Below are 22,167 nucleotides of genomic sequence, written 5' to 3' on the forward strand. Positions count from 1 at the left end.
TTTTTTCGTCACTTATCAACAAGTGACGAAAAAACGGAACATCAGGCGATCGACTAGCCAGGAGAGGGGAGAAAACCCGCAGCGTCATCAACGGCCTCGAGCTTTCCAATTGTCGCTTGGGTACTCCCTCTCCCGCTTGCGGGAGAGGGATGGGGTGAGGGCGGGAATATCAACGAAGTGAAGGCTCTCGCAATTGCCACCGCCTGCCCTCTCCCCCGGCCCCTCTCCCGCGAGCGGGAGAGGGGAGCAAACATGAGGCGTGAAGCAGCCGAAGCCTAACCCTAACCAGCCGCCAGACTCACCCCCCCAACCCCCGCCGCCGCCTTCCCATCCTTCCCATACAACCCCGCATCCCCGCCACTATGCTGGCGCAGCGCCTGGATAGCTTCGCGGGTGAAATCGAGGTGGGCATCAACGACCGCCCCGTTGAGCGCATTGGCATCACGCGCACTGCGAGCCGCAAAGATCAGCCCGCGCCAGGCATCGGCGACCGCCGGTTCGACCTGGCGTCCCAGCAGTTGCCCTTCCGGGCCCGCGCGCAGCCCCAGCGCGCCCATCTGGGCTTCGCGGGCCTTGAGCTGGCGTGACAGGGCCTGGCCCAGTTCTACCTTGCGCGTCAGCAGTCCGCTCAGGGACTGGAAGTCGCCCCGCTTGAGGGCGTCGCGCTCTTCGGCGAGGAGTTGGCCGAAGGCCCGGATGCCTTCGGTTTCGCGCTGCAGGGACTGGATCAGGCTCTGGCTCATGGTTGGCTATTTGGCGTCGGCCTGGCCGAGCTCGCGCAGGGTGGCGAGCAGGCCGTCGGCAATCTTGCCCGGGTCGATGCGGATCCGGCCTTCGGCGATGGCCTGGCGGATCTCTTCGACCTTGGCGGTATCGATATCGTCGTCAGTCGGCTGGGCCAGGCGGGCGCTGATGTCGCGCACCTGGGCGGCCAGCGGGCTGACGCTCAGGCCAGCGGACGGCGCGGCATCAGTGGCGTCGGCGGCGGCGGCCGGGGCGGCCTGGGGCCGGGCGGCGTCGCCAGCGGCGGCGTCGGCGGGCCGGGACGAGGTGGAGTGGTTGATCTTCACGGGGCGTTCCTTGCTGGTTTCCTATGGCATTACGGCCGCGCCGGCGAATTCTTTAGGGCGCCTGGCCCGGATTCGCTGCGCGGGGGCTGCGGCGGCATTTTCGCACGCCGCTTGCCTTGGAATTCCAGTCATTCCAGCCACGCTTACAGCACCTGGCGCAATGTCACTGCAGCACCACGGTGTCGCCGCTGCGGACCAGGCCATTGACCACCTGGCCGCTGCGCAGGCGTACCTGCACCGTATTGCCGGTGGCTGCGTCGGCCAGCACCCTGCCTTCGCTGGTGATCTGGAAGGCCTCGCCCTCGACCGCCACGGTGACGGTCTGGCCCTGGCGCACGGCGATGGCCTTGCGCAGCAGGTCGGTGCGCAGCGGCGAGCCGGCGGCGATGCGGTTGGCGGTGATGGCGCCGGCAAGCTGCGCCGGATCGGTGATCACCGCGCGCGGCAGCGCGCCCAGGTCGCCCTGGCGGATTTCGACATCGGCCTGGCCGACCGGCTCGCCCGCGCCCAGCGCGCGCGCGGCCACGTAATAGTCGGTCAGCACCGAGACGCGCGCCTGCATATAGCGCACCCAGGGCCGCTCGCCGCCGCAGCGCACGCCTACCGAAACGCGCCCCCACGGCGAAGCGCCGGCGGGCAGGAACGGGTCGGGCGTGATGCATTCGGGCGCGCGCCCGCCTGACGGTGGTGCCACCTGCACGCTGACCTTGCCGGGCAGGCCGGCGGTCTGCTGCTGCAGGAAGCGCTCGACCGCCACGCGCGCGGGGTCTTCGGCAAACGGGCTGGCGGCGCCCGCCTGGACAGCCTGCGCCGGTGCCTGCATGGCGACCGGCGTGACTTGTGCCGGCGCGGCGCCGGCACCGGCACCGGCAGCACCAGCCGCGCAGCCGATCAGCAGGGCGCGCGCCAGGCGGCGGACGTTGCGGCAATTCTGTTTCATCTGGACTTCCCGGCAAGGACGGCGCGCGGCCCCGTGACTGGCTGGGCGCGCCGTATACATCTGTCATCGGGGCCCATTGTAGGCAGCGCCCCGCGCGCGCGCGGGCCGAAATGCGCGGATTTCCCGTCCTTATTCATCCGATTGGCGTGACAGCTCCCCGCCTAAGATGCCAACCCTGAAGAAGCCACGTGCGCTCCGATTGCGGGAGCGCCTGCCCAGCAGGGGAGATCCCAGATGATTGACAGACTTGATGCGGCGCTACGTTTCCAGCAGGAAGCGCTGAGCCTGCGCAACCAGCGGCAGTCGGTGATTGCCTCCAACATCGCGCACGCGGACACGCCCGGCTACAAGGCGCGCGACTTTGATTTTTCCAGCACGCTGGCGCAGACCGTGGAGCGTGGCCACCGCAACGAGGGCGTGTCGCTGTCGACCACCTCGGTGCGCCACCTGCCCGCGCAGGCGCCGGGGCGCGAGGAATTCGACCTGGCCTACCGCATCCCGCTGCAGTCCAGCGTCGACGGCAACACCGTGGAAATGGACACCGAACGCGTGGCCTTCGCCGACAACGCCGTGCACTTCGAGTCCGGCCTGACGGTGATGAATTCCAAGATCAAGACCATGCTGGCCGCGATCCAGCAGTAAGGGGAACGAACCATGCCGGCAATGAACATCTTCGACGTCGCGGGCTCGGCCATGGCCGCGCAGTCGCAGCGCATGAACGTGACCGCGTCCAACCTGGCCAACGCCGATAGCGTGGTCAGCCCGGACGGGCAGGCCTACCGCGCCAAGCAGGTGGTGTTCGGCATGGCGCCCACGCCCGGCCAGACCGATATCGGCGGCGTGCAGGTGCAGGGCGTGAGCGAGGATCCGTCGCCCCCGCGCATGGTGCACAACCCCACGCATCCGATGGCCAATGCGCAGGGCTATGTGGTGATGCCTAACGTCAACCCGGTGGAGGAGATGGTCAACATGATCTCGGCATCGCGTTCCTACCAGGCCAACGTGGAAGTGCTCAACACCGCCAAGAACATGATGCTCAAGACGCTGACGATCGGCCAATAAAGCGCCTCGGCCCGTCAAGGAAACGGCTCCATCCGCACCTCGCACACAAGCAACTGACATGACCACCACCCCACCGGTAGGCAGCAATACGCAAGGCATCAACGACGCGCTGAAGAGCGGCAGCGCCAGCGCGTCCGAGCTGCAGAATAACTTCCTGACCATGCTCGTCACGCAGATGAACAACCAGGACCCGCTCAACCCGATGGACAACGCGCAGCTGACATCGCAGCTGGCGCAGATCAGCACGGTCAGCGGCATGCAGACCATGAACGCCACACTGTCGCAGCTGCTGGGGCAGGTCAGCGCCAGCCGCGCGATGGATTCGGCCGCGCTGATCGGCCGTACCGTGATGGTGCCGGGCAAGCAGGTATCGGTGGAAGGCGGCGTGCCCGGCAAGATCGGCCTGGACCTGCCGTCGACCGCGGATGCGGTCACCGTCGACGTGCTCGACAAGGACGGCAACGTGGTGCGCACCATCGACATGAAGGGCCAGACCGCGGGCGTGCACAACATCGCGTGGGACGGCAAGAACAACGCCGGCGTGGCGGTGGCCGATGGCGACTACACCTTCAAGGTGACCGCCACCGCCAACGGCACCTCGGTGCAGCCGGTGGCGCTGGTGTACGGCAAGGTCGAGAGCATCAGCGGCGACGCCAGCGGCGTGCTGGTGGACCTGGGCGACGGCCAGACCGCCAATGTCGACGACGTGCGCCGCATTCTCTAATACGTAGATAAGCAGAAAGCAGGTGCCGGCAGCGCGGGGGCGCCAACCGGCTTCAACGATAGCCTAGTCAAAAGGAAGCAATCATGGGTTTCGGTCAAGGGGTAAGCGGCCTGAACGCCGCCGCGTCCAACCTGGACGTGATCGGCAACAACATCGCCAACGCCAACACGGTGGGCTACAAGCAATCGGCCGCGCAGTTCGCCGACGTCTACGCCGGCACCAAGATCGGCCTGGGCGTGCGCGTGAACTCGGTGGTGCAGTCGTTCAACCAGGGCAATATCGAGGCCTCGGGCCGCTCGCTGGACGTGGCCATCACCAACGGCAACGGCTTCTTCCGCCTGACCAGCCCGGAAGGCGCGGTCTACTACTCGCGCAACGGCCAGTTCCAGCGCCAGGAAGACGGCCGCATCACCAATATGCAGGGCCTGCAGGTAACGGGCTATCCGGCCGGCGTGGCCGGCGGCGCGGGCGTGCAGCCGCAGCCGCTGGTGATCAGCAACGCGCAGATGGAGCCGCGCGCCACCAGCAGCATCACCGCCAAGTTCCAGCTCGATTCGCGCGCCACCGTGCCGACGCAGGCGTTTGCCAGCGCGCCCGGCGTGCCGCCGACCAGCAACATGTTCAACTACAGCACGGCGATCAACGTCTATGACTCGCTGGGCAACAAGCAGCAGCTGATGGCGTACTTCGCCAAGTCGGGCGCGGCGCCGACCGTGCCGGGCGGCACCGACTGGCAGATGTACGTGACCGACGTCAACGGCAATGCGGTCGGCGGCGCGCCGGTCACGCTGTCGTTCGACAACGCCGGCGCGCTGCAGGCACCTGGCGCGGGCGCGGTCACGCTGACCCAGCCGGCGGCCAACGGCGCGCAGGCCATGGCCATGCGCCTGGACCTGACCGGCACCACCCAGTTCGGCGCCGACAACGACGTCAAGCAGCTCAGCCAGAACGGCTATACCTCGGGCAGCCTGCTGGGCTTCTCGGTCAACGGCGACGGCACCATCACCGGCAGCTATTCCAACGAGCAGACCAAGCCGCTGGGCCAGATCGTGATGGCCGCATTCGGCAACGTCGAAGGGCTGAAGCCGGAAGGCGACAACGTGTGGTCGGCCACCGGCGCGTCCGGCCAGCCGCTGGTCGGCGTGGCCGGGGGCAGCATGGGCACGCTGCGCTCGAACGCGGTGGAAGCGTCGAACGTGGACCTGTCCGGCCAGCTGGTGAACCTGATCGTGGCCCAGCGCAACTATCAGGCCAACGCGCAAACCATCAAGGCGCAGGACACGGTCATGCAGACCCTGGTCAACCTGTGACCGCCACGCTGAACTGAGCCGCCGCCATGGACCGCATGATCTACACCGCCCTGTCGGGCGCCAAGCAGATACTCGACCAGCAAGCGGCGGTATCGAACAACCTCGCCAACGTCTCGACGCCGGCGTTCCGCGCACAGGTCAACCTGTACCGCGCGGTGCCGGTGGTGGGGCCAGAGGCGGGCACGCGCGCCTTCACGCTGGCCTCCACGCCCGGGGCCGACATGCGCGCCGGCCCGCTGACCTACACCGGCCGCACGCTGGATGTGGCGCTGCAGGGCAATGGCTGGCTGGTGGTGCAGGCGCCCGACGGCACTGAGGCCTACACCCGCGCCGGCGCGCTGCAGGTGGCGCAGGACGGCCAGGTGCAGACCATTTCCGGGTTGCCGGTGATGGGCGACGGCGGTCCGCTGGCGGTGCCGCCGGGCTCGCAGGTGACCATCGGCACCGACGGCACCATCACCGCGCGCGGTCCGGGCGAAGCCTCGGCTGGCCTGGCGCAGGTGGGCCGGCTGCGCGTGGTCAATCCGCCCAACGACGCCATCGCCCGCGGCGATGACGGCCTGTTCCGCCTGCGCCCCGGCGCGCAGCCGCTCGAGGCCGATCCCACCGTGCGCGTGATTTCCGGCGCGCTCGAAGGCAGCAACGTCAACCCGACCGAAGCCATGGTCGAGATGATCGCCAACGCGCGCCGCTTCGAGATGCAGATGAAGATGATCCAGGGCGCCGACGGCAACGAGCAGCGCGCCAACCAGCTGCTCTCGACCAACTGAACCGAATGACTGACCGGCACGGCGTACCGTGCCGGTCCCCCGCACCCAAGCAAGGACCCACATGATCCGCTCTCTCTGGATTGCCAAGACCGGCCTCGATGCGCAGCAGACGCAGATGGACGTGATCTCGAACAACCTGGCCAACGTCTCGACCAACGGCTTCAAGCGCGGCCGCGCGGTGTTCGAGGAACTGATGTACCAGACCATCCGCCAGCCCGGTGCGTTGTCGTCGGACCAGACCACGCTGCCGTCGGGCATGCAGCTGGGCACCGGCGTGCGCCCGGTGGCGACCGAGCGCATCCACACCCAGGGCAACCCGCAGCAGACCGGCAATGCCAAGGACGTGGCCATCCTGGGCCAGGGCTTCTTCCAGGTGGCGCTGCCGGACGGCACCACCGCCTATACCCGCGACGGCTCGTTCCAGGTGGACCAGAACGGCCAGCTGGTGACCTCCAGCGGCTTCGTGATCCAGCCCGCCATCACCATCCCGGCCAACACGCTGTCGATGACCGTCGGCCGCGACGGCACCGTGTCGGTGACGCAGCCCGGCTCCAGCGCCAACGTGCAGGTGGGGCAACTGCAGCTGGCCACCTTCATGAACCCGGCCGGCCTGGAAAGCATGGGCGAGAACCTCTACGTGCAGACCGACGCCTCGGGCGCGCCCAACACCACCGTGCCGGGCCTGAACGGCGCGGGCGTGGTGCAGCAGAACTACGTCGAGGCGTCCAACGTCAACGTGGTCGAGGAACTGGTCAGCATGATCCAGACGCAGCGCGCGTACGAGATCAACAGCAAGGCGGTGCAGGCCTCCGACCAGATGCTGCAGCGCCTGTCGCAACTGGGTTGATTGGTGTGAACATGGCCACCTTGCTTTCCCGCCTGGGCGCGCGTGCGCTGGTTTGCCTGGCCGGCGTGGCAATGCTGGCCACCAGCGGCTGTGCGCTGATGCCGCGCGAGCCGCTGGTGCAGATGCCGACCACGGCGCGCGCCGAGCCGCGCCCGATGGGCCCGGCGTCGGGCTCGATCTACCAGTCGTCGTATGCCGGCAATCCGCTGTTCGAGGACCGGCGCCCGCGCAACGTGGGCGACATCCTGACCATCCTCATCACCGAGAACGTCAACGCCAGCAAGAACTCCGGCACCAACACCAGCCGCACCGGCAACGCCGCGCTGGCGTTCGACGCGGTGCCGCGTGCGCTGGGCGGGCTGTTCGGCACCAGCCAGAACGCCAACGTCAACGGCGCCAACACCATGAAGGCCAGCGGCGGCGCCAGCGCGGCCAACACCTTCAACGGCACCATCACCGTGACCGTGCTGGAGGTGCTGGCCAACGGCAACCTGGTGGTCTCCGGCGAAAAGCAGATGGCGATCAACCAGGGCGCCGAGTTCATCCGCTTCTCGGGCGTGGTCAATCCCCGCACTATCACCGGCGACAACGCCGTGCTGTCGACGCAGGTCGCCGATGCGCGCATCGAATACACCGCCAAGGGCGTGATCGATGAAGCGCAGAACATGGGCTGGCTGCAGCGCTTCTTCCTCAATGTCTCTCCGTTCTGACCGCGCCATGTCTGCCCAGATGCTTGCTCGTTTCCTGTCCCGCCTGCTGCGGCTGACCATGGTCAGCCTGGTGGCGGGCGTGGCCTTCGGCGCTTTCGCCACCGGTGCCAAGGCCGAGCGCCTGAAGAACCTGGCCACCTTCCAGGGCGTGCGCGAGAACCCGCTGGTGGGATACGGGCTGGTGGTGGGGCTGGACAACACCGGCGACCAGACCATGCAGACGCCGTTCACCACGCAGAGCCTGACCAACATGCTGTCGCAGCTGGGGATCACTCTGCCGGCCGGCAAGAACATGCAGCTCAAGAACGTCGCCGCGGTGATGGTGACCGCGTCGCTGCCCGCGTTCGCGCAGCCCGGCAGCCAGCTCGACGTGGTGGTGTCGTCGATGGGCAATGCCAAGAGCCTGCGCGGCGGCACGCTGCTGATGACGCCGCTCAAGGGCGCCGACGGGCAAGTCTACGCGATCGCGCAGGGCAACATGCTGGTGGGCGGCGCGGGCGCGTCGGCCAACGGCAGCAAGGTGCAGATCAACCAGCTGGCGGTGGGGCGCATCGCCAACGGCGCCATCGTCGAGCGCGCGGTGGCGCCGTTCCAGCCCGATGGCGGCTTGCTCAACCTGGAGCTGAAGGATACGGATTTCGGCACCGCCGAGCGCGTGGTCGAAGCCATCAATCGCAACATGGGCGGCGGCGTGGCCGCGGCGCTGGACGGGCGCGTGGTGCAGGTGCGCGCGCCGGCATCGCCGGCCGCGCGCGTGGGCTTCCTGGCCCGCATCGAGAATATCGACGTGACGCCGGCGAAGGCCGCGGCCAAGGTGATCCTGAACGCCCGCACCGGCTCCATCGTGATGAACCAGGCCGTGACCGTCGATGACTGCGCGGTGGCGCACGGCAACCTGTCGGTGGTGATCAACACGCAACCGGTGATCAGCCAGCCCGCGCCGTTCAGCGGCGGCCAGACCGTGGTGGCGCCGGTGTCGCAGATCGACATGAAGCAGCAGGGCGGCTCGCTGCAGATCGTCAAGGCGGGCGCCTCGCTGGCCGCGGTGGTCAAGGGCCTGAACGCGCTGGGCGCGACCCCGGCCGACCTGCAAACCATCCTGGAAGCGATGCGCGCGGCCGGCGCGCTGCGCGCCGAGCTGGAAGTGATCTGACCATGAACAGCGGCCTCAACGGTGGCGCGCTGCACGCGCCGGGCGCCGACCTGACCCAGCGCTTCGCGCTGGACACGCAGGGCTTCGAAGCGCTCAAGCACAGCGCGCGCGGCGGCGCCGACGCCAATACGCTGCACGCCGTCGCAAAGCAGTTCGAGGCGGTGTTCACGCAGATGGTGCTCAAGAGCATGCGCGACGCGACGCCGCAGGACGGCCTGTTCGACAACGAGCAGAGCAAGCTGTATCTGTCGATGATGGACCAGCAGCTGGCGCAGCAGATGTCGTCGCGCGGCATCGGCCTGGCTGACGTGATGGTGCGCCAGCTCGCGCGCGCCACCGGCACGGCGATGCCGTCCGGCATGAACGCGCTGAATCCGGCCGAGGCCGGCAAGGCCGCGGATGCCGAGATGGCCAGGTTGCTCGACAGCCGCGGCGCGGGCGCCATGCCCGCCGACGCGGGCGAACAGGCAGACCTGCCGGCCATCGGCACCACCGTCGCGGGCCAGCAATGGAATCCCACCGCCGGCCTGCGCCAGTACCAGCCGCAGTCCTACGCGGACCGCGGCCAGGGCGAAGACCGGCTGGGCCGACTGCCCGACGATGCACCCGCGCATGTCAGCGCCTTCGTCGCCCGCATGGCTGGCCCCGCCGAAGCCGCGTCCCGCGCCAGCGGCGTGCCGGCACGCCTGATCGTTGGCCAGGCCGCGCTGGAATCCGGCTGGGGGCAGCGCGAGATCACGCACGCCGACGGCTCGACCACGTTCAACGTCTTCGGCATCAAGGCCGGCCCCAGCTGGAAGGGCCGCGTCGCGGAAATCACCACCACGGAATACATCGATGGCCAGCCGCAGAAGGTGCGGGCAAAGTTCCGCGCCTACGGCTCGTACGACGAAGCCTGCGCCGATTACGCGCGCCTGCTGACGAACAACCCGCGTTATGCGGGCGTGGTGAGCGCGGCGAACGCCGAAGACGCGGCGCACGGTTTGCAGAAGGCAGGCTATGCCACGGATCCAGCGTACGGGCACAAGCTGGTGAAGATCATGAAGAAGGTGGCGGCGTAAGGCGCGGGGCTTCAGTTGCAATACAGCGGCTAACCGCAGCCGACACCGCAAGAACCCGGCTCCCCTCGCCCGCTTGCGGGAGAGGGGTGGGGGAGAGGGCAAGAGCATCAACGAAGTGAAGCCCATCGCTATTGCCACCGCCGGCCCTCTCCCCCGGCCCCTCTCCCGCAAGCGGGAGAGGGGAGAAAACCAGCGGGACCTGGCGAAGATCACCGCCATAACTAAAGTCCCGCCCTCACCGAGCCGATAACTCCCACATACCACACCGCCGCCCCTCACCGCGGCAGTCCCACCAATCCCGGACCAGAGCACCATGTCTCTCTTCAGTATTGGCCTCTCCGGCCTGAACACCGCGCAGAACGCGCTGACGACGACCGGCCACAACTTTGCCAATTCGGCAACCGAAGGCTACTCGCGCCAGAACACCATCGTCGCGTCTGCCGGCGGCCAGTACACCAGCCAGGGCTTCTACGGCTTCGGCTCCAACACCACCACGGTGATCCGCGTCTATGACGAGTTCCTGACCGGCCAGCTGCGCGGCGCCACCTCGGCCAGCGCGTCGCTGGAGATGTACTCGGACCAGATCAGCCAGATCGACAACCTGCTGGCCGACCAGAAGGGTGGCCTGGCGCCGCTGATGCAGAAGTTCTTCGCCGCGGTCCAGGCCGTGGCCGATACCCCGGCCGATCCGGCCGCGCGCCAGGGTATGCTGTCGGCGGGCCAGGCGCTGGTGGGCCAGGTGCGCTCGGCCAGCAACTACTTCAAGCAACTGCAGTCCGGCGTCAACGAGCAGGTCGGCACCGCCGTCACGCAGGTGAATGCGTACACCAAGCAGATCGCCAACCTGAACCAGGAAATCACGCGCCTGAAGGCGGCCTCCGGCGGCCAGCCGCCCAACGACCTGCTCGACCAGCGCGACCAGGCCGTGGCCGAGCTGACCAAGCTCGTCGGCGCCAAGGTGGTGGTCCAGGACAGCGGCACCTACAACGTCTTCGTCGGCAACGGCCAGCCGCTGGTGATGGGCAACGACGCCTATGAATTGAAGGCCGTGGCCTCGGCGGCCGACCCGAACCGCACCGTGGTGGCCTACACGCTGCCCTCCGGCGCGGTGATCGAGAGCGAGCCGGGCGCGCTCACCGGCGGCTCGCTGGGCGGCCTGCTGCAGTTCCGCACCGAAACCCTGGACCCGGCGCAAAGCGCGATCGGCCGCCTGTCGCTGGCGATCGGCGCGAGCTTCAATGCGCAGCACCAGCTCGGCATCGACCTGAACGGTGCCGCCGGCACCGACATGTTCAAGCTGGGCGGCGCCACCACCCTCCCCAACGCCAACAACACCGTCAAGACCACGGTCGCCACCGCCACCATCGACAATGCGTCGGCGCTGACGACCAGCGACTACAAGCTCCACTTCGACGGCACCAACTACACGCTGACGCGCCTGTCCGACAACCAGCAGGTGGTCACGCCCGTTCCCGCCGGCGGCGCCACGTACCCGCTGCAATTCAGCGCCGACGGCTTTACCGTCGAGATCAACGCGCCGATGGGCACCAACGATTCGTTCACGGTGCAGCCCACCCGCAACGCCGCCACCGGCTTCGACATGGCGATCAACGATCCGGCGAAGATCGCGGCGGCATCGCCCGCCTACATCGAGGCGACCGCCGGCAACAAGGGCAACGCCACCGCGTCGCTGAGCAAGGTCGCGCCCGGATTCATGCCGCCGGCCGGCAAGATCACCGCCGAGTTCGACGGCACCAGCTACATCTTCAAGGTCGGTGGCGTGGCCATGGCGCCGCAGCCGGTGGGCGTGCCCAACGGCAGCAATACCGATTTCACCCTCAACGGCCTGACTTTCAGCTTCGGGGGCACGCCTGCGGCCGGCGACAGCTTCACGCTGGGCAGCAACGCCGGCGCAGTCAAGGACAACGGCAACATGCTGGCGCTGGCCAAGCTGCAGAACGCCAAGACCATCGGCGGCGTGTCCAGCTTCAGCGAAGCCTATGCGCAGCTGGTCAACGATGTCGGCACGCGCGCCAAGTCGGTCAAGATCGCCTCGGCCTCGCAGGACAGCATCACCACGCAGATCAAGACCGCGCAGCAGTCGGTCTCCGGCGTCAACATGGACGAGGAAACCGTGTCGATGCTGCGTTTCCAGCAGCTGTACCAGGCCAATGCGCGCGTGATCCAGACCGCGGGCACGCTGTTCGACACCATTATCGGCATCGGCCGCTAAGCGCCGCACCAACCCGCGTCAAAAGAGGTAACCCAATATGCGCGTTGCAAGCTCCACCCTGTACCAGCAAGGCCTGGCATCGATGAACTTCCAGCAGGGCGCGCTGATGCATATCCAGCAGCAGCTCGGCACCGGCCGCTCCATCCTGACCCCGTCGGACGATCCCGTCGGCGCCACCCGCGCACTGGGCGTCAGCCAGGCGCAGGCCGTCAACGGCCAGTACGCGACGTCCCGCAACCAGGCCAATATCGCGCTGGCGGCGGAAGAGAACGCGCTGCAGTCCGTCACCACCATCACGCAGAACATCCAGACCATGCTGGTGCAGGCCGGCAACGGCACCATGAGCGATGCCGACCGCGGCTCGCTCGCGACCGCGCTGGAAGGCCTGTACAACCAGCTGCTGAGCCTGGCCAACTCCGACGACGGCAACGGCCAGTTCCTGTTCGGCGGTACCCGCTCCGGCAGCGCCCCCTTCACGCAGAGCGCCGGCGCCGGCAACTACATCGGCGACAACGGCCAGCAACTGCTGCAGGTCGACGTCGCGCGCCAGATGCCCGCCGGCAACACCGGCCGCGAAGTCTTCATGAGCGTGACCGGCGGCGCGGGCTATGTGGTCAAGGGCAACCCCGCCAATACCGGCACTGCCACCTTCGGCACGGTGTCCACCACCGACCCGAGCCACCCGCTGTTCGGCCACGCGCTGCAGATGTCGTTCACGGCCAACGCCACCGGCCAGATCGAATACACCATCACCGACACCTCGACCGGCGCCACCCCCGCCCCGGTGGTCACCGGCCCGGTGGCCTACACCTCGCCGGCACAGATCGAAGTCGCGGGCTTCACCTTCAACGTCTCCGGCGCACCCAAGGCCGGCGACACCCTGACCATGCAGCCGGCCAGCGAGGCCGGCACCGACATGTTCGCCAACCTGCAGACCGTGATCGACACGCTGCGCCAGCCCGCCGCATCCGAGAACGACCGCGCCAACCTGGGCAACGTGCTGTCGACCGCCGTGCGCCAGTTCTCCAACTCGCTCGACAACGTGCTGACCGTGCGCGCCTCGGTGGGCTCGCGCATGAATGAGCTGGATGCGCTGGATGACGTGGGTGCCAACCGGGACCTGACGTATTCGCAGACGTTGTCGGGGCTGCAGGACCTGGACTACGCCAAGGCGATTACCGAGTATTACCAGCGGCAGGTGGCGCTGCAGGGGGCGCAGCAGTCGTTCATGCAGATTCAGGGGATGAATCTGTTCAAGTATTTGTAAAGGGGGAAGGGCTGGAAACTGATTGGGCTTTCATTCAGACCGATCCAGCTTCCGATACTGGTTGAAATGCCGAATCGCCTTCTGGATGTGCCCGAGTTCCTGATGCAGGCGCGCGGCATTGTAGTGCGCGTCGGCATCGCCTGGCGCCAGTTCGATGCTGCGCTCATAGGCGGCCAGCGCGGCCTGCGTGGCCCCGGTATCTTCCAGCGCCACGCCGAGATTGAAATGCAGTGCCGGCTCGTCGGGCAGCTCGGCCAGCGCGGATTCATAGAGCGAGATGGCCTCGTCCAGCCGTTGCTGGTCGGCCAGCAGGCAGCCAAGGTTGAGATACGCGTTCAACATCCCCGGATAACGGGCGACCGCGCGCCGGTAAGCCGCTTCGGCGGCGCGGGCATCGACCGGTTCCAGCCTGAGGCCATCGGCAAGCGCTTCGTCGGCGGCCGCGTACGCTGACGCTTCCCGCGTCAGCGCCATGACCCGGACACCGTCGTCGTCCCGGATGCCGAAGTCCATCAGCCGCTGGCCCGTTTCCACGATCCAGTCTCCGTGATGGTCCCTCGCAGACACCTTGCCGCTGCACGCGGAAATACGTACCGCGGACAGGTGCCGGTCTGGCTTGAGCCGTTCCAGATGGCGCAGCGCGCGCAGGATCTGCGCCGGTCCGATATGCGCGCGGTGCAGGGAATCGGCGGTGCGGATCAGCACCACGTCCTGGAAAGAAAACACGTGTTCGCCGCGTGGGCCGCGCGTGGGTTGCACCAGCCCGGCGGCGACCAGGCTGCCGATCAGCCGCCTCGACACCCCCAGGCGCGCCTCGAGGTCGCGCGTGCCAAGCCCGCCGCTGCGCTTCACGCTGATTTCTTGGTGGTCCGTCGGATCGGCGTGGGCTCGGCCGCGGCGCCCCGCCGCGCAGACTTGCGGGCCGGTGGGGCGGCTGCGGCAGCCTTGCCCTTGGCGGCCGGCGCGCCCTTCTTCGACAGGCTGGCGCGCAACGCGTCCATCAGGTCGATCACCTGTCCGCCCTCGCCGGCCTCCACCGGCTCGGGCGCGACGATATGCTTGCCGGCGATCTTTGCATCGATGGCGGCCAGGATCCTGGCCTTTTCCTCGTCCTTGTACTGGGTGGGATCGTATTCTTCTTCGGAGGCCTGCTCGATCAGCTGGATTGCCAGCTTGAGCTCGGCATCGGACACCGCCACCTCTTCGATATTCAGTTCGGCGATATTGCGAACCTCGTCCGCAAACAACAGCTGCTGGAACACCAGCCCACCTTCCACCGGGCGGATCTGGACGATATGGGATTTGCCCTTGGACGCCCATTTGGCGATGGCGCAGCGTCCGGTCTGCGACATGGCTTCGCGCAGCAGGCTGTAGGGCTTGCCGCCACGCTTGTCGGGCGCGATGAAGTAGGCCTTGTCGTAGTACAGCGGATCCACGCTTTGTTCGGGAATGAACGCGACGATATCGACCATATGGCTGGCGCTTTCCTCCAGCGCCTTCAGTTCGTCGGGCGCGAACGTGACGAAGCGCCCTTTCTCGAACTCATAACCCTTGATCATGTCGGCGCGCTCGACCACCTGCTGGGTCTGTTCGGAGATGTACTGCTGCTTGACGCGCGAGCCTTCCTTGCTCAACAGGTTGAAGCGCAAGGCGGAACTGCTCTCGGTGGCGGTATAGAGCTTGACCGGGATCGACACCAGGCCAAACGACAGCGACAGCGAAGCGAGGGATCGGGCAGCCATTGGATACTCCACATTGGGGTGCGCCTGGATTCAGCTTAACCGTTCGATGGCTTCCGTCAAAGTCTGGCGTGTTTCCCAATACGACTGCCACGGATCGGCCAGCTGGAAGCTCAAATACTCGCGCGCATCGCGGATGGTCCACTGCGCGCCGCTTTTCAGTTTGGAAAGTTGCTCCCACGACACCGGCATGGACACGCCCATGCCAGGCCGCGCACGTGCCGAAAACGCGGCGGCAGTGGTCTGCGAGAAGCCGTTGCGCAGGTAATCGACAAAGATGCGCCCCTTGCGGTTGGCGGCGCCGGAGCGGGCGGTGAAGCGCTGCGGCAGCGCGGCGGCCAGGTGCTTGACGGCCGCATGTGAAAACGCCTTCACTTCATCGTAGTTGCGCCGCGGTGCCAGCGGCACCACGACATGCAGGCCCTTGCCGCCGCTGGTCTTGAGCCAGCACTGCAGGCCCAGCTCATCCAGCAGCGTGCGCACCAGCATGGCGGCTTCCAGCATGGTCTCCCACGCCACGCCATCGCCCGGGTCCAGGTCGAAGATGACCCGGTCTGGATGGTCAATGTCGCGCGCGGTGGAATTCCAGGTGTGGAACTCGACCACGTTCATCTGCGCGGCCGCGACAATGGCTTCCGGCGAGTCGGCAGTCAGCAATGCCGCGTGGCCGGGCCACAGCGAAGGCGGCTGCTCGGTGAGGCCCGGCATCGCGGTCTCCGCATGCTTCTGGAAGAACGTGGGCGCGTCGATCCCCTCCGGCGCGCGCACCAACGACAGCGGGCGGTCCAGCAGGTGCGGCAGCATCACGGTGGCGACGCTTTCGTAGTAGCGCACCAGTTCCAGCTTGGTGATGCCTCTGGACTGGTCGATGACCCGTTCCGGGTTGGTGACCTTGATGCCGGCAACGCCATGGGGCGTGACCACGGTTTGCACCGCTTCGCGCCGGATCGACCTGACGGCATGGTCCGTGCGCAGGCCCTTGAACGAAGCCTGGCGGACCTGTCCTTCCGGTGTCCATTCGGTGAACTCGACTTCCGCGACCAGCTTCGGCTTGACCCAGCGCGCCACGGCAGGCCGTCGGCCGCCCCAGCGTCCGCTGCCGCGGGCCTCCGTGGAGAACGGGCTGTTCTTGACTTCCAGTGCCGCCAGGCGTCTGCGCAAATCCGTAGCGGTGGCACTGTCCCAACCGGTGCCGACGCCACCGGCATAGACCAGCGCCCCATCCGCGTAGACGCCCAGATACAGCCTGCCCACCTCAGCGGCGGCGCCTTCGCGGTCGGAGAAGCCGCCAATCACGAACTCCTGGCGCAGCTTGCATTTCGCCTTCAGCCAGCTCTGCGTCCGTGCCGAAACATAGGGGGAATCGGCGCGCTTGAACATCAGACCCTCGAGGCCCAGCCGGCATGCCGCCTGGAACATCTGCGCCGGCGGCGCATCGAAGGCCTCGCTGCAGCGCACCCGCTCCGAGCGCTCGGCGACCAGCGCAGCCAGCTTGGCGCGGCGCTGCGCCAGCGGCAGTTCACGCAGGTCGCGACCTTCCCAGTACGGCAGATCAAAGGCGAAGTAAACGATCGCCTCGTGGCGGTGCCCGTCGATGGCGTTCTGCAGGGCGTTGAAATCGGGCATGCCATCGCGCAGCACTACGATCTCGCCATCCAGCCAGCCCTGCGAGATATCGAGCTTCTCGATCTCCGCCGCGAGCGAACTCAGCTTGCGCGTCCAGTCATGCCCGTTGCGTGTGAACAGCGTCACGCGGGCATCGTCGATCCTTGCCAGGATCCGATACCCGTCGAACTTGGTTTCGATGATCCAGCCGGTGCCGGCGGGCAGGGTAGGCGAGAGCGTGGCCAGCTGCGGCCGCAGCTTTGCCGGCAATGGCGCGCGCGGCGCGCGCTGGATGGCCTGTGTCGGATCATCATCGTCGGCGACGCCCGGTGCCTCGCGCAATGCGCCCAGCGGCTTCGCGATGACGCTGTCCGGCAACGCGGCCAGCACATCGAACTCCGCCAGCGGCCGCGCCCAGGCGTCGCGCTTCTTGAAGAGTATCCATTGCTCGGACTTGTCGCCCGGCTTGGCGATGCGCACCAGTTCCCAGCGGCCTGCCAGCTTCTCGCCGTGCAGCTCGAAGACGAGCTTGCCGGCGGCCATGCCGTCATGCGGGTCGCCAACCGGCGTCCAGCTACCGCGATCCCACACGATCACCGACCCCGCGCCATACTGCTTCGGCGGGATCTCTCCTTCGAAGCCGGCATAGTCGAGCGGGTGGTCTTCGACATGGATCGCGATGCGCTTCTCGGCCGGGTCGTAGCACGGTCCCTTGGGCACCGCCCAGCTCAGCAGCACGCCATCGAGCTCGAGCCGGAAATCATAGTGCAGGCGGCTGGCCCAGTGCTTCTGCACGACGAACCGCAGTGGCCCGCCATCCTGGCGCGGCCGTGGCCGCGCTTCCTTCCCACTGGGTTCGGGCGTGGAGCCGAAATTTCTCTTCTTGCTGTAACGCTCGAGACCGCCCGCGGGCGCCGTGCTGCCATGCCTGCTGGCGGACGTAGCCCGGGGTTTGCGGCTTGCCATGGCGTTGCCCGATGTCGTTGCCCGGATCACCGGACCTCGGTGGGCGCCGCGCAGGACACGCACGCCGCCAGGTGCCAGGACCCATCGGCGGCTACGAGGTGGAGGTTCTTCCCGGCCATGGCGGTCTCCAGGAGTGATGCGGCCAGTCTGCGCGCGGAGGCGGACGCGGGGTATCGGAGGCCGTCTGACAAGATGCGCGGGAAAGTGCATCTTGCGACAGCGCTGCTACAACGCAAGGGGGACACGTGTGGGCGCAGCCAACCCTTCCTGCACGCCCGCTTGAGTTTCATTTCAATTGAGCATGGTTTTCCTGGCGCGATAGCCTAGCGCGAATGCATAACCATGAGAGCGAGGGAGACACCGATGGCCGCTGCAAGCCTGACGGAAGTGATATCCAGGATCAAGGGACCGGCATCGAGCTATGTGCAGGCATTCGAAGCTCACCGTACTTCCCTGCATGCGCCGAACGACGCGCAAGAGGTCCTGACTGCCCGGCAGCGCTTGCTTGTCCGGATCGCGGTTGCCGTCGCTATCCCCTGCAAGGAAATACTGCAAAGCTGCAGTAGCGAGGCCGAGGGCATGCTGGCGCGAGACGAGATCGAACAAGCCGTCAGCGTTGCCACGGCCTTGCGTGCCGGTGCCGCGGTGGCGTACGGCAGGCTGGCCTACAAATATCTGAACGGGGATGCGGAAGGGACCGGAGTCTCCTCGGCGGTGTCGGAAATCAAGCGGGACCGCGAACTGATGACGCAATTCCGCAAATCATCGCCGACCGATTTCGAGCGCCTGACCAAGATGCTGGACGAGATGCACAAGGATGGCTTGCCGCTGTCCCGGGCCGACTACGAATTGCTTGCGATCGGCTGCGCGACCATTACCCAATGCTTCTATTGCATGGAGCGTCATGTCGATGCGGCGCGGGCGCTGGGCCTCCTGCCGGCGCAGTTTGCCCAGGTCGTTCACCTGGCCGTCTCGGCCCGGATCGAAGCGTCGTTCCTCGCGGCCGCAGAGATCCTGTAGCAGCAAAGCTGGCGACCTGCGCAGCGTTCTGACAATCCGTCAAAAAGAAGTACGGAGGAGACTTGAGACAACTAACCATTTCGGCCGGCGAGATGCGCGTGCCGTTCACCCGCTATGACCTCGGCTGGGTGATCCTGTGTATCGGCATGGCCATCGGTGCCGGCGTGGTGTTCCTGCCGGTCCAGATCGGCATCATGGGAGTCTGGGTATTCATTGCATCGGTGATCCTGGCCTACCCGGCGCTCTACCTGATGCAGAACCTGTACCTGAGAACCCTGTCGGAGAGCGCGGATTGCGACAGCTACGCCAGCATCATCACCCACTATCTTGGCAAGAACTGGGGGCTATTCCTGAGCATTGCCTATCTGCTGATGCTGCTGAAGGGGATGCTGACCTACTCCATGGCCGTCACCTTCGACAGCGCCAAGTATCTGCAGACCTTCGGTGTCACCGACCAGCTGCTGTCGGATAAGCCGCTGTATTCCCTCGCAGTGCTGGCGGGGCTGGTGGCCATCGCCGCGCAGGGCGAAAAGCTGCTGTTCAAGGTGTCCGGGCCGCTGGTGATCCTGAAGCTCGCCATCGTGCTGCTGCTCGGCTTGGTCATGATCCCCCACTGGAACGTCATGGCGAATCTGCCGGCGTTGCCCGACCTCAAGCAGCTGGCGATCGACACGGTGCTGACCTTGCCCTTCACGGTGTTCTCGATCCTGTTCGTGCAGATCCTGAGCCCGATGAACATTGCTTTCCGCAAGCAGGAATCCGATCCGCGGATCGCCACCTACCGCGCGATCCGCGCGCACCGGGTGGCCTATGCGGTGCTGGTGGTGTCGGTGCTGTTCTTTGCGACCTCGTTCACGTTCTCGCTGTCGCACGAGCAGGCCTTGTCCGCCAAGGCGCAGAACATTTCGGCTCTGGCCCTCGCCGGCAGCGTGATCCCCGGAGCTGACGTGCTGCTGATGACCACCGCGCTGAATGTGTTTGCCATCGTTACCGCATTCTTTGGCCTGTACCTGGGCATCGACGAGGCGGTTTCAGGGCTCGCCATCAATGTGCTGTCGCGCTTCATTCCGCGCGAGCGCATCAACCGGAAGTCGGTATCGGTCGGGACCTCGGTGCTGATCGTCGGTGCGCTCTGGTTCTGGGTCCAGTCGAAGTTCTCGATCCTGCTGTTGCAGCAGATTGCCGCTCCGATCTATGGCGTGACCTCGTTCATGATTCCCTGCCTGCTGGTCTACAAGGTTCCCGCTCTGCACGCCTACAAGTCGAGATCGGTGTACCTGGTGTTTTTCGTCGGCGTGGTCGTATGCATGACGCCGGTACTGAAGGCGCTGGGATATTGAGGTCGCGATGATCGAATGGAAACGAAGGGATGTGATGGCAAGCGGTGCAGAGTTTGATTTTGACGAAGTGGTGGATCGCAGCGAGTCCAGCTCGATGAAATGGTGCTTTCCGGGCAGCTTTCTCACGCCGGAGCAGGTCCGGGCCAGGCCGATCCCGATGTGGCTGGCGGACATGGATTACCGCTCTCCGCCTACGGTGACCGCGGCCATCCAGCAGGTGGTGGCCAACGGTGTATTCGGGTACAGCTCCGTGCCGGACAGTTACTTCAGCGCCGTGGCAGGCTGGCAGCAACGGCGTTTCGGCTGGCATGTCGAGAATGCATGGATCGTGCCGGTGGCAAGCGTGATTGCCGCGCTCAAGACCGTGATCCATGCCTTCTCCCGGCCCGGTGATTCGGTCCTGATCCAGCCGCCGGTCTACGTGCATTTCCACCACGATGTGCTGATCAACGGGCGCCACCTCGCCACGGCACCGCTGGCGTTCGACGGCGAGCGCTACCGCTTCGACGCGGAGGCGTTCGAGCGCGCGATCCGGCCGGATACGCGGCTGTTTATCCTGTGCAATCCCCACAATCCGACCGGCAACGTATGGACCCCGGACGAGTTGCGCACCATGGGCGATATCTGCCGCCGCCACGGGGTGCTGGTCGTCTCCGATGAAATCCATGGCGACTTCGTCTTCGGCGGCAGGCGCCACACCCCGTTCGCCTCGCTGGGCGACGAGTATGCGCAGAACAGCGTCACCTGCATCTCGGCAAGCAAGACTTTCAACCTGGCCGGCCTGCAGTGCGCGAACATCGTCGTCTCGGACCCGCGCAAGCGCGACGAGATCCGCCGAACGATCGAGCGGAACATGAACGCGCACGTCAACATGATCGGCGCGATAGCGACGGAGGCCGCTTACAAGTCCGGCGACCAATGGGTCGATGCCCTGGTGGCAAAGGTGGCGTCGAACCATGCGTACTTCCGCGCCGCGTTGAACACACGTGTCGAGGGGATCCGGGTACTCGACACGGATTCCCTCTATCTGGCGTGGCTCGACTGCCGGGGACTTGAGTTGCCGCCCGCACAACTGGAGGACTTTCTGCTGACCAGGGCACGCGTCTGGTTCGATCGCGGACCGAAGTTCGGCAAGGAAGGCCATGGCTTCATGCGGGCCAACCTGGCGTGCCCGCGCAGCACGCTGGACCGCGCCATCGCGCAGCTGGCGGAGGTGCTTCCACGCAGGTAGCCGAAGGCGTGCCCGCTATAAGGCCCGTGTACGCCCGTCGATTGACACGCCGGCACAATGACTCTATTTTCAGCGATCCACGGGGTGGATGAGATCCGCCTCAACACTCGATGTTTTGCCTCCGGATCGTCCATGCGCAAGTCTGAAAGAGCTCAGCACCCCACCCTGCGGCAACTGGAGCTGCTCCTCGCACTGGTTTCTTCCGATGGCATAGCGGGCGCTGGCGCCAAGCTCGGCATGACGCCGTCCGCCACCAGCCACGCGTTGCGGGCGCTGGAGGATGCACTCGGGGTCCAGTTGGTGGAGCGCAACCAGAGCGGCCTGTCGCTGACCTACGCTGGCGAACAGGTGCTGCCGCATGTGCGGGACGTGTTCGCCTCGTTGCAGCTGGTGACCGCCACTGCGCGTGCCGGCGCGGAGTTGAAGACCGGGCTGATCCGCATCGGCTCGTTCGGCGCCAGTGCGTCGCTGCACGCGCTGCCTGCGCTGCTGCAGCAGTTCCGGGCCAGGTATCCGGGCGTGAGCGTGGTCGTCACTGAACGGCCGGACGAGGAAACCAGCCAGGACCTGATCGAGCGCCGCATCGAGCTGGCCGCGGTCACCTTGCCCAAGCCCGATTTCGAGACCATTACCCTGGCGGTCGACGAACTGGTTGCGGTGCTGCCGGCAGACCATGAGCTGGCCGCGCAGCCCGAAGTCCAGCTCGCCGATATCACCCGCTTTCCGTTCATCATGACGCGCGCGGGTTCGCAGAAACTGATCCAGAGACTGTTCGCGCGCCATGGTTGCCGGCCCACGATCGCGCACGAGCTGCTGCAGATTATGTCGATCCTGGAGTATGTATCCCGTGGCGAAGGCGTCTCGATCCTGGCCCGGCTCGCAGTTCCGGATACGTATCCTGGCGTGCGCTATGTTCCGCTGCTGCCGCAGACCCGCCGCAGCATCGGTCTGGCATGCCTGGGCGAGAACAAGCTGTCGCCCGCGGCCAAGGCGCTGTGGCAGGAGGCGAAGCGGTTCAGCGTGGCCAGGTACTGAGGCCGTGGTCCGGCGCGCATTGAAAACCGATTCAATTGCACATGAGCGAGGCCGCTCTTAGCCTCGGGGCATTTGCCGGAACCC

Annotated in this window: 21 protein-coding genes; 15 read left to right on the forward strand and 6 right to left on the reverse strand. The window is 66.5% G+C overall.

The window, feature by feature from the left end; all coding sequences use genetic code 11:
• Positions 1-281: 281 nt before the first annotated feature.
• The 3 genes from ACEI37_RS07220 to flgA all read right to left on the reverse strand — a co-directional run bounded on the left by ACEI37_RS07220 (position 282) and on the right by flgA (position 2,010).
• Entirely contained in the window at positions 282-743 is a 462-nt protein-coding gene (locus ACEI37_RS07220) for a flagellar protein FlgN (protein ID WP_373376073.1), read from the reverse strand.
• A gap of 6 nt (positions 744-749) precedes the next feature.
• Positions 750-1,070: a flagellar biosynthesis anti-sigma factor FlgM gene (gene flgM, locus ACEI37_RS07225; protein WP_111519911.1), complete on the reverse strand. Its 321-nt coding sequence runs from the start codon at positions 1,068-1,070 to the stop codon at positions 750-752.
• Positions 1,071-1,233: 163 nt separating this feature from the next.
• On the reverse strand, positions 1,234-2,010 hold the full coding sequence (gene flgA, locus ACEI37_RS07230; RefSeq protein WP_373376074.1) for a flagellar basal body P-ring formation chaperone FlgA: 777 nt from the start codon (positions 2,008-2,010) through the stop codon (positions 1,234-1,236).
• A gap of 234 nt (positions 2,011-2,244) precedes the next feature.
• Here flgA and flgB point away from each other — a divergent pair, with 234 nt between their 5' ends.
• The 11 genes from flgB to flgL all read left to right on the forward strand — a co-directional run bounded on the left by flgB (position 2,245) and on the right by flgL (position 13,147).
• Positions 2,245-2,652 (forward strand): flagellar basal body rod protein FlgB, encoded by a 408-nt coding sequence (gene flgB, locus ACEI37_RS07235; RefSeq protein WP_092316051.1) that lies wholly within the window; start codon positions 2,245-2,247, stop codon positions 2,650-2,652.
• Between the two features lie 12 nt (positions 2,653-2,664).
• Positions 2,665-3,072: a flagellar basal body rod protein FlgC gene (gene flgC / locus ACEI37_RS07240; RefSeq protein ID WP_018006607.1), complete on the forward strand. Its 408-nt coding sequence runs from the start codon at positions 2,665-2,667 to the stop codon at positions 3,070-3,072.
• A 58-nt stretch (positions 3,073-3,130) separates the two neighbouring features.
• Positions 3,131-3,796, forward strand: coding sequence for a flagellar hook assembly protein FlgD (gene flgD / locus ACEI37_RS07245; protein WP_373376075.1), 666 nt, complete (start codon positions 3,131-3,133; stop codon positions 3,794-3,796).
• Between the two features lie 83 nt (positions 3,797-3,879).
• Complete coding sequence (gene flgE, locus ACEI37_RS07250) at positions 3,880-5,106, forward strand: flagellar hook protein FlgE (RefSeq protein ID WP_373376076.1); 1,227 nt, start codon at positions 3,880-3,882, stop codon at positions 5,104-5,106.
• 26 nt (positions 5,107-5,132) lie between these two features.
• Positions 5,133-5,876 carry a flagellar basal body rod protein FlgF gene (locus ACEI37_RS07255; protein ID WP_373376077.1) on the forward strand — a complete coding sequence of 248 codons (744 nt, stop codon included), beginning with the start codon at positions 5,133-5,135 and terminating at the stop codon, positions 5,874-5,876.
• Between the two features lie 61 nt (positions 5,877-5,937).
• On the forward strand, positions 5,938-6,723 hold the full coding sequence (gene flgG, locus ACEI37_RS07260; RefSeq protein ID WP_252678916.1) for a flagellar basal-body rod protein FlgG: 786 nt from the start codon (positions 5,938-5,940) through the stop codon (positions 6,721-6,723).
• Between the two features lie 11 nt (positions 6,724-6,734).
• Positions 6,735-7,433, forward strand: a complete 699-nt coding sequence (gene flgH, locus ACEI37_RS07265; RefSeq protein WP_373376078.1) for a flagellar basal body L-ring protein FlgH — start codon at positions 6,735-6,737, stop codon at positions 7,431-7,433.
• Positions 7,417-8,586, forward strand: coding sequence for a flagellar basal body P-ring protein FlgI (locus ACEI37_RS07270; protein WP_373376079.1), 1,170 nt, complete (start codon positions 7,417-7,419; stop codon positions 8,584-8,586). Before flgH ends, ACEI37_RS07270 begins: the two co-directional genes overlap by 17 nt.
• A 2-nt stretch (positions 8,587-8,588) precedes the next feature.
• Positions 8,589-9,647, forward strand: a complete 1,059-nt coding sequence (flgJ, locus tag ACEI37_RS07275) for a flagellar assembly peptidoglycan hydrolase FlgJ (protein ID WP_373376080.1) — start codon at positions 8,589-8,591, stop codon at positions 9,645-9,647.
• A 313-nt stretch (positions 9,648-9,960) separates the two neighbouring features.
• The gene (gene flgK / locus ACEI37_RS07280; RefSeq protein WP_373376081.1) at positions 9,961-11,880 is read left to right on the forward strand and encodes a flagellar hook-associated protein FlgK; all 1,920 of its coding nucleotides are present in this window, start codon (positions 9,961-9,963) and stop codon (positions 11,878-11,880) included.
• 37 nt (positions 11,881-11,917) lie between these two features.
• Entirely contained in the window at positions 11,918-13,147 is a 1,230-nt protein-coding gene (flgL, locus tag ACEI37_RS07285) for a flagellar hook-associated protein FlgL (protein WP_373376082.1), read from the forward strand.
• Between the two features lie 30 nt (positions 13,148-13,177).
• On the opposite strand, the gene ACEI37_RS07290 is transcribed toward flgL, so the two are convergent.
• Genes ACEI37_RS07290 through ligD form a run of 3 tightly spaced genes read right to left on the reverse strand, consistent with a single transcriptional unit; the run spans position 13,178 to position 17,457 of the window.
• Positions 13,178-13,999, reverse strand: a complete 822-nt coding sequence (locus ACEI37_RS07290) for a tetratricopeptide repeat protein (protein WP_373376083.1) — start codon at positions 13,997-13,999, stop codon at positions 13,178-13,180.
• Positions 13,996-14,889: a Ku protein gene (locus ACEI37_RS07295; protein ID WP_373376084.1), complete on the reverse strand. Its 894-nt coding sequence runs from the start codon at positions 14,887-14,889 to the stop codon at positions 13,996-13,998. The genes ACEI37_RS07290 and ACEI37_RS07295 overlap by 4 nt, the downstream gene beginning before the upstream one ends.
• 30 nt (positions 14,890-14,919) lie before the next feature.
• On the reverse strand, positions 14,920-17,457 hold the full coding sequence (gene ligD, locus ACEI37_RS07300) for a DNA ligase D (RefSeq protein ID WP_373377729.1): 2,538 nt from the start codon (positions 17,455-17,457) through the stop codon (positions 14,920-14,922).
• A gap of 363 nt (positions 17,458-17,820) precedes the next feature.
• Here ligD and ACEI37_RS07305 point away from each other — a divergent pair, with 363 nt between their 5' ends.
• From ACEI37_RS07305 to ACEI37_RS07320, 4 genes are all read left to right on the forward strand, one after another.
• Complete coding sequence (locus ACEI37_RS07305; RefSeq protein ID WP_373376085.1) at positions 17,821-18,477, forward strand: carboxymuconolactone decarboxylase family protein; 657 nt, start codon at positions 17,821-17,823, stop codon at positions 18,475-18,477.
• 62 nt (positions 18,478-18,539) lie between these two features.
• The gene (locus ACEI37_RS07310) at positions 18,540-19,817 is read left to right on the forward strand and encodes a transporter (RefSeq protein WP_373376086.1); all 1,278 of its coding nucleotides are present in this window, start codon (positions 18,540-18,542) and stop codon (positions 19,815-19,817) included.
• Positions 19,818-19,824: 7 nt separating this feature from the next.
• Positions 19,825-21,048: a MalY/PatB family protein gene (locus ACEI37_RS07315; RefSeq protein WP_373376087.1), complete on the forward strand. Its 1,224-nt coding sequence runs from the start codon at positions 19,825-19,827 to the stop codon at positions 21,046-21,048.
• A gap of 132 nt (positions 21,049-21,180) precedes the next feature.
• Positions 21,181-22,083: a LysR family transcriptional regulator gene (locus tag ACEI37_RS07320; RefSeq protein WP_373376088.1), complete on the forward strand. Its 903-nt coding sequence runs from the start codon at positions 21,181-21,183 to the stop codon at positions 22,081-22,083.
• The last annotated feature ends 84 nt before the right edge of the window (positions 22,084-22,167 follow it).

Source organism: Cupriavidus nantongensis, from assembly GCF_041726985.1.
Taxonomy (GTDB): Bacteria; Pseudomonadota; Gammaproteobacteria; order Burkholderiales; family Burkholderiaceae; genus Cupriavidus; species Cupriavidus nantongensis_A.

Bases quoted from the DNA above. Each gene is read 5' to 3' on its own strand.
- ACEI37_RS07220 (WP_373376073.1), bottom strand. From the start codon at position 743: ATGAGCCAGAGCCTGATCCAGTCCCTGCAGCGCGAAACCGAAGGCATC.
- flgA (WP_373376074.1), bottom strand. From the start codon at position 2,010: ATGAAACAGAATTGCCGCAACGTCCGCCGCCTGGCGCGCGCCCTGCTG.
- flgB (WP_092316051.1), top strand. From the start codon at position 2,245: ATGATTGACAGACTTGATGCGGCGCTACGTTTCCAGCAGGAAGCGCTG.
- flgC (WP_018006607.1), top strand. From the start codon at position 2,665: ATGCCGGCAATGAACATCTTCGACGTCGCGGGCTCGGCCATGGCCGCG.
- flgD (WP_373376075.1), top strand. From the start codon at position 3,131: ATGACCACCACCCCACCGGTAGGCAGCAATACGCAAGGCATCAACGAC.
- flgE (WP_373376076.1), top strand. From the start codon at position 3,880: ATGGGTTTCGGTCAAGGGGTAAGCGGCCTGAACGCCGCCGCGTCCAAC.
- ACEI37_RS07255 (WP_373376077.1), top strand. From the start codon at position 5,133: ATGGACCGCATGATCTACACCGCCCTGTCGGGCGCCAAGCAGATACTC.
- flgG (WP_252678916.1), top strand. From the start codon at position 5,938: ATGATCCGCTCTCTCTGGATTGCCAAGACCGGCCTCGATGCGCAGCAG.
- flgH (WP_373376078.1), top strand. From the start codon at position 6,735: ATGGCCACCTTGCTTTCCCGCCTGGGCGCGCGTGCGCTGGTTTGCCTG.
- ACEI37_RS07270 (WP_373376079.1), top strand. From the start codon at position 7,417: ATGTCTCTCCGTTCTGACCGCGCCATGTCTGCCCAGATGCTTGCTCGT.
- flgJ (WP_373376080.1), top strand. From the start codon at position 8,589: ATGAACAGCGGCCTCAACGGTGGCGCGCTGCACGCGCCGGGCGCCGAC.
- flgK (WP_373376081.1), top strand. From the start codon at position 9,961: ATGTCTCTCTTCAGTATTGGCCTCTCCGGCCTGAACACCGCGCAGAAC.
- flgL (WP_373376082.1), top strand. From the start codon at position 11,918: ATGCGCGTTGCAAGCTCCACCCTGTACCAGCAAGGCCTGGCATCGATG.
- ACEI37_RS07295 (WP_373376084.1), bottom strand. From the start codon at position 14,889: ATGGCTGCCCGATCCCTCGCTTCGCTGTCGCTGTCGTTTGGCCTGGTG.
- ligD (WP_373377729.1), bottom strand. From the start codon at position 17,457: ATGGCAAGCCGCAAACCCCGGGCTACGTCCGCCAGCAGGCATGGCAGC.
- ACEI37_RS07305 (WP_373376085.1), top strand. From the start codon at position 17,821: ATGGCCGCTGCAAGCCTGACGGAAGTGATATCCAGGATCAAGGGACCG.
- ACEI37_RS07315 (WP_373376087.1), top strand. From the start codon at position 19,825: ATGATCGAATGGAAACGAAGGGATGTGATGGCAAGCGGTGCAGAGTTT.
- ACEI37_RS07320 (WP_373376088.1), top strand. From the start codon at position 21,181: ATGCGCAAGTCTGAAAGAGCTCAGCACCCCACCCTGCGGCAACTGGAG.